This window comes from Clostridium aminobutyricum (assembly GCF_017255415.1).
Lineage (GTDB): Bacteria > Bacillota > Clostridia > Peptostreptococcales > Anaerovoracaceae > Aminipila > Aminipila aminobutyrica.
The window spans coordinates 129,191-139,032 of record NZ_JAFJZZ010000007.1 but is presented as its reverse complement, the minus strand read 5'-3'; the positions used below and the strand labels follow the sequence as shown (position 1 = coordinate 139,032).

Below are 9,842 nucleotides of genomic sequence, written 5' to 3'. Positions count from 1 at the left end.
TTTTTGAGTAGACGATGAAAATTTATGAATCAGAGATTCATGATTTTCTAGCCTAAATTCTGTCGTCAGCATTAAAATGCTGGACAGAATGTTAAAACGGGACAGCAGGGGGCGCAGCTTCAATTATATGCAAACTACAATATTAAAAGGGGACCCGAAGGTCCCCTCGCATGGTTGATTTTAAAATACAAAAACTTCAATTTTCATATTGGTATAATATCCTACCAGTTCTTCAGAGATCATTATATTGAAAGAAAGAGTATTTTCCGTATAATCAAACTTTCCAATGGCAACATAAGCATAATTATGGGAAAAAGATTGAATAAATGCACAAGCACCTTCGTCATATTTTTTACCATTCCCACCAACTTCTGCTCTTAATGGATCATAGTCACTCACTGCTATATCATGCTCCGTGTATCTTTTGAATTCTTCGCCTTGTAAGTCCCTCGGTGTTCCAAAATAAGCCTTATCTAGATACGCACGTTTTATAGAGCCATCTGGATTTTTTACGATATAAAGATCCGCAACGAGTTCTTCCATATGGGTACCCTCTGAAATCAATCGAATCATTTTGGGGAAATACCCAGAAATGCCAGTATCAAAATTAAACGTATATCTTTTCCCATCAACCCATTCCCGGGTCATTTCTTCATTATTACGAATCCTAAAATGGCATTTGTAACCGCCGAATACACCGGCATTCACAGTTTCCAGCTTTTTCTTGATTTCATTTAAATTAGCTTCCAGTGTTCTTTTGGTTTCAGCTAAATTAGTTTCCAGTGCGCTTCTGGTTTCAGCCAAATCTGTTTCTTGCTTTCTTTTGATTTCATCTAAATCTGTTTCTTGCTTTTGCTTCATTTCATCTAGATCGGCCTGTAACCATTTATCTTGTCCTTTGATATTGATCTGACCGGTATCTAACTCTGCCAAAATGTGAATGGGCGGATCAAGAAATTGTTTGGTTTGCCGGTCATACCATTTTCCGATTAAGGTCAGATCTTTTGATAAAATTTTGATTTTCTTTGAATCTATTATTTCTACTTCTGAATCAATAACATTTATTACGATGTCTTTTTCTCCGAGTACCGCATAATAGAATAATACGATCTCTTCAAATTCTCCCGTTTCCCGGTTGTATTTTTTCCCTATAAGCGTTTGATCGTTTGTTGGAATTAAAATAAATTGGTTGGAACTTATTGGTGCTGGTAACGAGTAAATCATCTGAACAATATCACGTTCATCCAGGTAAGCATAATAATACATCATTTGGGTCTACCTCTTTCTATATTAGGCGAGAAAAAGAGCTCCTTATCTTGTCATTTATAATCATAGGCGCCTGAGATATTTTCTCTCTCTTTAGGCCACCTAATTATCATTGTATAGAAGGACAAAAGAAATGGTGATGTATAAATTTATTTTACTTTAAATAGAAGGATCTTCTGTGACTGTAAACTTTAAAGAATAGACACTTAATTGTAAGCGTATCAGGGTAAAATATTTTGGAAAGTAGAAAGAATTATGGTATACTGTATCAGTATGAATAATTTTTGGAGGGGAAATCAATGTTTTATTTAAAAATACTATTTGTAGCATTACTTTGCCTCCCTGTTTTTTATGTTTCCATGTCACTGCTATCCAAGTTAATGGAACAAATTAAGGATAAGAAATAAATATTGTAGGAGTGCGTGCTATGAAGAAGGGACTGTTTATTTCAATAGAGGGACCGGATGGTTCAGGGAAATCGACGCAAATTCAAAAATTAAAAAAGTTTTTGGAGGAGCAAGGCAGAGAAGCCATCGTGACCAGAGAACCTGGAGGAACTGAAATAAGCGAAAAAATTAGAGCCATCATATTGGACAAGAATAATGTAGAGATGGATTATATGACCGAAGCCCTTTTATATGCTGCGTCTAGGGCACAGCACGTTGCTCAGGTAATTAAACCTGCTCTTGATGAAGGAAAAACGATTATTTGTGATCGCTTTGTTGATTCAAGTATTGCCTATCAAGGGTATGGGCGTAAATTGGGTGATTGCGTACGAATTATTAATGAATTTGCAGTAGCCGGATGTATGCCGGATATTACTTTCTTTTTAAAGATAGATCCAAGTATTGGAAAAATGAGGATTAAAGAAGAAGTACAGGATCGATTAGAGCTAGAAAAACTTGCATTCCACAATGAAGTTTTTAGAGGATACTTAGAACTGGAAGAAAATTATAAAGATCGAATTATTGGTATCGATGCTAATCGTTCTATTAAAGAGATTAGTAAGGATATCATAGGGCATATGAAGCAGCTGCTAAATTTATAGAATAGATGATAAAAATAAGTATCTGCAGCTGAGAAATGAACATTTAGTGATAAATTCTATAGAAGTGAATGTTGAGGTACAAATGATTCTAAATGATATCGGGGGAAATGATAAATTAATTGAGAAATTGAGATTTCTTTCTGAGTCCGGAAACTTATCTCATGCTTACATCTTAGAGGGAGAATCTAGTATTGATAAGCTATTGGTTGCGAATTGTTTTGCGAAGGCAATTTTATGTAATACAAATAAAGGGAACGGCTGCTATGAATGTCCTGACTGCAGGAAAATAGATCATGGAAACCATGAAGATGTTATATATATTGAAGCAGATGGGAAAAGTATCAAGGATGAGGCTGTTGAAGAGCTTCAGACCAGATTAAAAAAGAAACCTTTTTTTGGTGATCGCAATATTGCGATTATTAAAGAGGCGGATACGATGACGGTTCGTGCCCAGAACCGCTTGCTGAAAACCCTTGAAGAGCCGCCAGCGGGGACAATTATTATCTTATTATCAGATAATATTGAGAATTTGGTTCAAACCATCTTGTCGCGATGTGTTATTTTTAGGCTCTATCCTTTTGAAACGGTCGAATATAAAGAGATAAAGCAGAAGGCTGAAAATTTGGTCGAACTATTACGAAAGAACAGCCCTTTTTATTTACTGAAAGGAAAAATAAATGAAGTCGCGGCAGAGAAAGAAGAGGCTTTAAAATTATTAGATGCAATGGAATTAACTTATAGGGATTTGGCTATTCTTGAAACGAAAGAAAGCCGAATTCATAAGAAAACGGATATTTATAAAGCGGTTTCCTTGATAGAGGAAACAAGAAGAGATTTACAACGTGGAATTAGTACAAATTATGCGATGAAAAGCTTAATTTTGAAAATTGGAGGATAAAGATGGTAAGAGTAGCAGGAATACGCTTTAAAAGAGCTGGCAAGGTATATTACTTTGATCCTGGTGATTTAGAGATAATAAAGGATAGCAACGTAATAGTCGAAACTGCACGAGGAATGGAGTATGGAACTGTTACTTGTGATATTAAAGAGGTACCTGAAAAAGACATAGTGGCGCCACTTAAGAAGATTATACGAATAGCAAATGAGAAGGATACGCTGCAGCATATTGAAAACTTAAAAAAGAAGGAAAAAGCTATCGTTCTTTGTCAGGAAAAGGTTAACAAACATAATCTGGATATGAAATTAATCGATGTAGAGTATACCTTTGATAACAGTAAAATTATATTCTATTTTACCGCGGACGGAAGAGTCGATTTCAGAGAGCTTGTAAAGGATTTGGCAGGCGTATTTAAAATGAGAATTGAACTTCGTCAAATCGGTGTGAGAGATGAGGCAAAAATGGTAGGCGGAATCGGAACCTGCGGGAAAGGACTCTGCTGCCATACATGGCTCCCTGAATTTGAGCCCGTATCCATTAAAATGGCTAAAGTTCAGAATCTGTCCCTTAATCCAACCAAGATTTCAGGTATTTGCGGCAGATTGATGTGCTGCTTGAAGTTTGAGAATGATGTATATATGGAACTTCGAAAAGGAATGCCGGAGGTGGGAGAAAAGATTAAAACACCGGATGGAATCGGTATTGTAACAGAATCTAATATATTGGAAAATAAGATCAAAGTTCGATTAATCCTAGAAGAAAGAACAGAGGATAAGCCAGAAAAATTGAGCGTAGAGCTGTATACGTATAAGAAAAAGGATATTAGAAGAATTGAATCAAATCATAAAAAGGATAACAAGGATATTTTCGAAGATTTGGATGAAGAATTGCTGGATGAAATTAAGAACTTATTGAAGGAGTAATTTTATTTGAATGAAGTAGATAATCAACCTCTCCTATTGGAAGGGGAGCGGGTGGATGAAATTGGTTTTGAGGGATTAAAGCTGATACAAGAACCAAATGAATTTTGCTATGGAGTCGATGCCGTTATCCTTGCCGACTTTGCTGCAAGAGGGACAAATCAAAAAAGCAAGATGAAAGCTGCAGTTGATTTAGGCACAGGAACAGGTATTATTCCCTTTGTCTTGAGCCATAAAACCTCTCTGGAAAAGATCTATGGAATAGAAATTCAGAAGAATTCTTTCGATAGAGCTTGCAGAAATGCGCAGATGAATCGGCTTTCTCATAAGGTGCACTTTATTCATGCGGATATAGCAAACCCGATAGAAGAATTAGAGTCTCTCAGAGGCACTTTTGATGTAGTCACTTCAAATCCCCCTTATATGACAGGAAAGGCAGGGCTAATCAATGAAAATGAAGCGAAACGGATCGCTCGTCATGAGACTACTGCCGATTTGGAGAGTTTCGTGGCAGCCGCTGCGGGCCTATTAAAACCAAGAGGACACTTTTACATGGTTCACAGACCAAGTCGATTAGTGGATATTTGTTTTTATTGCAGAAAGCATCGATTGGAGCCGAAAGAACTGAGATTTGTTGCTCCTGACAAAAACTCTGCCGCCAATATCATGCTGGTTCACTGTGTGAAATATGGCAATCCGGAGCTGAAAATTTTAGAGCAGCTATCGATCTATAAAGAAGATCACTCGAGTTATTCGGAAGAAATTCTGAAAATATATGAACGTTAAATAAAAACTCCTTCGGAAGTTTTGACTACTGAAGGAGTTTGCATATATAAACAGAAGCTATGACACCGACGAAATAGCCGATTAGCCCCGCAATAACGGCATGACGCATGTTTTTTACATGAGTGATACCAAAGTATAGTGCGAGAACGTAGAAGACTGTTTCACAGGTTCCTACCATAACAGAAGCCGATTGACCGATAAGCGAATCGACCCCGTAATTTTGCATAACGCGTTCCATCAAAACGAGAGACCCGCTGCCGGATACGGGACGTAATAGGATCAACGAAATTAATTCTTTCGGAATGCCGAACAGCGCAAATACAGGCGATAAGATGCGTTGGAAGAAGTCCATGGCACCGGAAGAAACAATGGACTCAATACCGACAAAAATGGCAATAATAAAAGGGAGAATCTCTACGGCAGCTTTTAGGCCGTCTTTTGCACCTTCGATGAAGCAATCGTAAATCGGTGTTTTTTTATAGAGGCCAAAGACGATAACGAGTGTAAGAATGCCTGGAATAAACATATAGGAAAGAGTGCTTAATATAAAAGACATTACTTTACTCCTTTATATTCGTAGAATTTACACACAATAACCGAAGCCGCCATAGATATGAGCCCCACAATAATAGAGGGGACAATAACCGAAGCCGAATCTTGGGAACCTAATTGAGTACGAATTTGAATGACGGTAATGGGCACTAGTTGGACCATAGACATACTGAGGGCTATAAACATGCACATAGAGTTATTGGCAACGCTATTGTGATTATTTTGATTGTCCAGCCGTTCCATGACTTTTAGCGAAAAAACAGTAGCACTATTTCCTGCACCAAAGATGTTCGCTGTAAAGCTCATCATGATTAATGCGATGGTTTCCTTATCATTTTCTTTTGGAAACAGGTACTTTATCAAGGGCATTACTTTTTTGGCTGCTAGATCAATTAAGCCGGATCTTTCGGCGATTTTCATGATTCCTGTCCAAACGGCCATGACACCGGCGAGGCCGATTACAAATTCGACGGCTCTGGTACAACTGTCTAATAATCCGTCTGTAAAACCGGCTAAATTGTGATTGATACATGCAAAGATGATCCCGATGCAAATCATTCCAGACCAAATATAATTCATCATTGTGCTTCACCTCGATTACTATAATATTCATTCTTTGAAAATAAATGTTGAAATTTTACACATTTAGGTACATAATATATTGTACAAATTAATGGGGGTGACATCCATGGAGATAACATTAACCGTAAAAGATTTAGGTTTTATTTTGATAGTGACCGCAGTATTGGTTTTGTTAATCTATTGCATTAGTTTCATGAGAAATCTAATTGTAACTATTAGGCATACAAACAAAATTTTAGAGGACACACAAGTTATTTCTGCTATTGCAGCAGAACGGGCACAGGATATAAATCAAGCGGTAGAAGATGTTACGACTACTGTTAGCAGTATGGCCGATGTGATTAAGGGGAATCAAAGCACGCTAGCAGCGTTGTCATCTATAGTGAATTCGTTGGCATCTTTGAAACAAATTCTTTCAAAGAAAAAGGAGGACTAGCTTAAAATAAGTCCTTCATATAGTTGACATTCACTAACTATAATGTTAATATTAGGAATAACTCGCAATTTTTAAGTTTACAATATAATTGTAACATTGAGAGGAGGATTGCTGGAAATGAAAGCAACAGGTATCGTTAGAAAGGTCGATGAGCTTGGCCGTATTGTATTGCCTATTGAACTTAGGAGAACATTAAATATAGAAATTAAGGATCCTATAGAGATTTTTGTAGAAGGTGAATACATTTTACTTAAAAAATATGAGCCAGCATGTGTATTTTGTGGTAATGCCAAGAATGTTAGACACATCAAAGACAAAAATATATGCGAAGAATGTATTAAGAAGATTAAAGAGCTTTAGTCTTAGAAGAGAATACGAGGATAAAGAGACCATCAGGTCTCTTTTTTATGCTATTGAAAAATATACGGCGATCCTGTTTACAACAAGATTGTTGAACATTTATCTTGTATAAAAGCAAATTCTTACATTTTGGTTACAAAATTCGTTTTACTAACATAAGGAACAATTTATATGATATGATCGTCTTAGATATATAAGCTGCTGTGAATATGAATTAATAATCGCAGCATTAAGTGAATAAAATAGTGATGGTGACATGAATGATTGAGGAGAAGGGATTTAAAATGAAGACAACGAAAAGCATTGTGTGTGTTGGACTGATTTTTGTGTTGGCTGTTGCCATGTTACTTCCTGGGTGTGCTAAGAGTAATAAGAGCGGACAAACTGAAGATGAACCGCAAATAACAGTGGATTATCTGGAAGGGGACTATGTGGAGCAATTAGTTCGAGACGGTGCAGAGCATGTTTTTGGCACGATTGAATTGAACCAAGCCGACGATGGAACAATCCAAGTTAATATTGCTGAAAAAGTTCTGGTAGAAGACTCATCACAACCGGAAGGATATTATATTGAAGATAAAAACTCCAATTTATCTGCTGTTTTGGGGACTGGAGCGAGAGCCACTTTTTTAAATGGAAATGTGAGCTTGCCGCAAATCATGAGCAGCAAGGAATTTGTGAAAGCTTATCAGGATAATTTGACTAAGAATTCTGGGAAGAACGATTCAAAATTATATGATATTTATATCATGGGAGATCAAATTGAGTTGATTTTAGCAAAATACATTAATAAATAGGCTCGTAATATTTTATCCATATTTGTTACATAATAAAAAAATCGTCTTTAACGAGCTTTAGCTCGCATTTGATCGCGTTTTAGCAGTAGATTTTTATGATACTCCGTCAACATCGTAAACGATATTGACTACGTAACAAAAAAAGTGTGGCGTTCGTCACACTTTTTTGTTTATAATGAGAGTCAAGAGAAAAAGAAGTATCCTATATAAAACAACATAGAAAGGTTTAATGGTGGATAAAATGCCGACTCCAAATCCAATTGCATTTACCGCCTTTGGTATAGACGTACGGTGGTATGGAATATTAATAGCCATAGGTATTGTAGTAGCAACTTTAATCGTATATAAACGTGCACCAAGACATGGAATTAATCCAGATAAAACGTTGGATTTTATATTAATTTGTGTACCTGTGGGTATTATTGGGGCGAGGCTTTATTATGTGATATTTAACTGGCACTACTACTCCGGTGACTTTTTTAAAATGATTAATTTAAGGGCAGGAGGGCTAGCTATCCATGGCGGATTAATTTTAGGGCTTGCAGCAGCAGCAATTTTGTGTAAGTTGTGGAATTATAAACCGCTGAATATATTAGATTTGGCGATGCCGGCCGTTGCATTGGCACAAGCTATAGGGAGATGGGGTAATTATTTTAACTCAGAAGCGCATGGCGGGCCTACCGATTTGCCGTGGGCTATCACGGTAGACGGGCAAACGGTACATCCGACGTTTCTATATGAATCGATTTGGTGTTTTATCCTATTTTTTGTTTTGATCGCAATCGATAATAATAGGTCTTTTGAAGGGCAGACATTTTTTGCTTATGGGATATTGTATTCAATGGAGCGGTTTTTTGTAGAGTTCCTTCGGACAGACAGCCTAATGCTTTTTGGCGTTTTGAAACAAGCCATGGTATTGAGCGGCTTTGTCTTTGTCGTATTTCTTGTCTTATATATCCTTTTGTATAAACGGACGCGAAGACAAGGGAAAATTTTTTACGGAAGATATAGTAAATATACTGGAAAATTTAAGCAGTAAGGAGAAACAGGAGTAATGAAATTAGGCATAGTTGGTTTACCAAACGTAGGTAAAAGTACACTTTTTAATGCAATCACAAAGGCCGGAGCAGAGGCTGCAAACTATCCGTTTTGTACGATAGAACCGAATGTGGGGGTTGTTGCGGTTCCTGACGAAAGGCTGAAGATTCTAACAGATATGTACAAAGCGAAAAGAACAGTACATACCGCTATCGAATTTTATGATATTGCAGGTTTGGTAAAGGGGGCATCTCAAGGCGAAGGGCTTGGAAATAAATTCCTTGGGCATATCCGTGAAGTGGCGGCGATCGTGCATGTGGTGCGCTGCTTTGATGACCCGAATGTAGTTCACGTGGATGGTACAATAAATCCTTTATCGGATATTGAAACCATCAATTTGGAATTGATATTATCGGATATGGAAGTTGTGGAACGAAGGCTGCAGCGTACCCAGAAGAATCTTAAGGGTGATAAATCACTTCAGGCGGAGCTTGATAATCTGAATAAGGTAAAAGAGACACTTGAAAAAGGGCTTTCCGCAAGAACGATGGATTTAACCGATGAAGAAGAGAATTTTGTGAAATCATTGGATTTACTATCTTACAAACCGATTATTTATGCCGCTAATGTATCGGAAGAGATCATCGCTGCGGGCGGAGAAAACGAATATGTGCAGGCTGTAAGAGAATTTGCCGCAACAGAAGGCTCAGAGGTCGTTGTAATCTGTGCGAAAATAGAAGCAGAGATTTCAGAATTGGAGGAAGAAGAAAAAGCCCTGTTCCTAGAAGAGCTTAGCATCAGTGAGTCCGGTTTGGATAAACTGATTAAATCTTCTTATCGATTATTGGATTTGATTTCGTTCTTAACAGCCGGCGAACCGGAAGTAAGAGCTTGGACGATAAAGAGGGGAACAAAAGCTCCGGGTGCGGCAGGAAAGATTCATACCGACTTTGAAAAAGGCTTTATCCGAGCAGAAACCATCGCCTATGATAAGCTCATCGAATGCGGCGGAAATCTTGCTGCTGCAAAAGAAAAGGGCTTGATTCGATCAGAAGGAAAAGAATATGAAGTGAAGGATGGAGATGTAATCCATTTCCTGTTCAATGTTTAGATAAAAATAAGCCCTGTAATTTCAACGTTTATGTTGATTTCACAGGGC

Annotated in this window: 12 protein-coding genes; 9 read left to right on the top strand and 3 right to left on the bottom strand. The window is 37.4% G+C overall.

Annotation, left to right across the window (positions count from 1 at the left end):
* Nucleotides 1-180: 180 nt before the first annotated feature.
* Nucleotides 181-1,269 carry a hypothetical protein gene (locus JYB65_RS12965; protein WP_206583106.1) on the bottom strand — a complete coding sequence of 363 codons (1,089 nt, stop codon included), beginning with the start codon at nt 1,267-1,269 and terminating at the stop codon, nt 181-183.
* Between the two features lie 424 nt (nt 1,270-1,693).
* On the opposite strand from JYB65_RS12965, the gene tmk reads away from it, so the two are divergent.
* The 4 genes from tmk (at nt 1,694) to JYB65_RS12945 (ending at nt 4,918) form a co-directional block, all read left to right on the top strand.
* Nucleotides 1,694-2,314, top strand: a complete 621-nt coding sequence (tmk, locus tag JYB65_RS12960; RefSeq protein WP_206583105.1) for a dTMP kinase — start codon at nt 1,694-1,696, stop codon at nt 2,312-2,314.
* An 82-nt stretch (nt 2,315-2,396) separates the two neighbouring features.
* The gene (locus JYB65_RS12955; RefSeq protein ID WP_206583104.1) at nt 2,397-3,212 is read left to right on the top strand and encodes a DNA polymerase III subunit; all 816 of its coding nucleotides are present in this window, start codon (nt 2,397-2,399) and stop codon (nt 3,210-3,212) included.
* Nucleotides 3,213-3,214: 2 nt separating this feature from the next.
* Entirely contained in the window at nt 3,215-4,135 is a 921-nt protein-coding gene (locus JYB65_RS12950; RefSeq protein WP_206583103.1) for a PSP1 domain-containing protein, read from the top strand.
* Nucleotides 4,136-4,141: 6 nt separating this feature from the next.
* Nucleotides 4,142-4,918 carry a tRNA1(Val) (adenine(37)-N6)-methyltransferase gene (locus JYB65_RS12945; protein ID WP_206583102.1) on the top strand — a complete coding sequence of 259 codons (777 nt, stop codon included), beginning with the start codon at nt 4,142-4,144 and terminating at the stop codon, nt 4,916-4,918.
* A gap of 25 nt (nt 4,919-4,943) precedes the next feature.
* On the opposite strand, the gene JYB65_RS12940 is transcribed toward JYB65_RS12945, so the two are convergent.
* Both JYB65_RS12940 and JYB65_RS12935 read right to left on the bottom strand, forming a co-directional pair.
* Nucleotides 4,944-5,474, bottom strand: a complete 531-nt coding sequence (locus JYB65_RS12940) for a spore maturation protein (RefSeq protein WP_206583101.1) — start codon at nt 5,472-5,474, stop codon at nt 4,944-4,946.
* Entirely contained in the window at nt 5,474-6,052 is a 579-nt protein-coding gene (locus JYB65_RS12935; RefSeq protein WP_206583100.1) for a nucleoside recognition domain-containing protein, read from the bottom strand. Before JYB65_RS12935 ends, JYB65_RS12940 begins: the two co-directional genes overlap by 1 nt.
* 106 nt (nt 6,053-6,158) lie before the next feature.
* Between JYB65_RS12935 and JYB65_RS12930 the strand changes: the two genes are divergently transcribed.
* The 5 genes from JYB65_RS12930 to ychF all read left to right on the top strand — a co-directional run bounded on the left by JYB65_RS12930 (nt 6,159) and on the right by ychF (nt 9,794).
* Nucleotides 6,159-6,488 carry a hypothetical protein gene (locus JYB65_RS12930; RefSeq protein WP_206583099.1) on the top strand — a complete coding sequence of 110 codons (330 nt, stop codon included), beginning with the start codon at nt 6,159-6,161 and terminating at the stop codon, nt 6,486-6,488.
* Between the two features lie 117 nt (nt 6,489-6,605).
* A complete protein-coding gene (locus JYB65_RS12925) occupies nt 6,606-6,848 on the top strand; it encodes an AbrB/MazE/SpoVT family DNA-binding domain-containing protein (protein WP_206583098.1) in 243 nt (80 codons plus the stop codon).
* A 284-nt stretch (nt 6,849-7,132) separates the two neighbouring features.
* Nucleotides 7,133-7,645, top strand: coding sequence for a hypothetical protein (locus JYB65_RS12920; protein ID WP_206583097.1), 513 nt, complete (start codon nt 7,133-7,135; stop codon nt 7,643-7,645).
* 241 nt (nt 7,646-7,886) lie between these two features.
* Nucleotides 7,887-8,684 (top strand): prolipoprotein diacylglyceryl transferase, encoded by a 798-nt coding sequence (lgt, locus tag JYB65_RS12915; protein WP_206583096.1) that lies wholly within the window; start codon nt 7,887-7,889, stop codon nt 8,682-8,684.
* 15 nt (nt 8,685-8,699) lie between these two features.
* Complete coding sequence (ychF, locus tag JYB65_RS12910; RefSeq protein ID WP_206583095.1) at nt 8,700-9,794, top strand: redox-regulated ATPase YchF; 1,095 nt, start codon at nt 8,700-8,702, stop codon at nt 9,792-9,794.
* Nucleotides 9,795-9,842 lie beyond the last annotated feature (48 nt).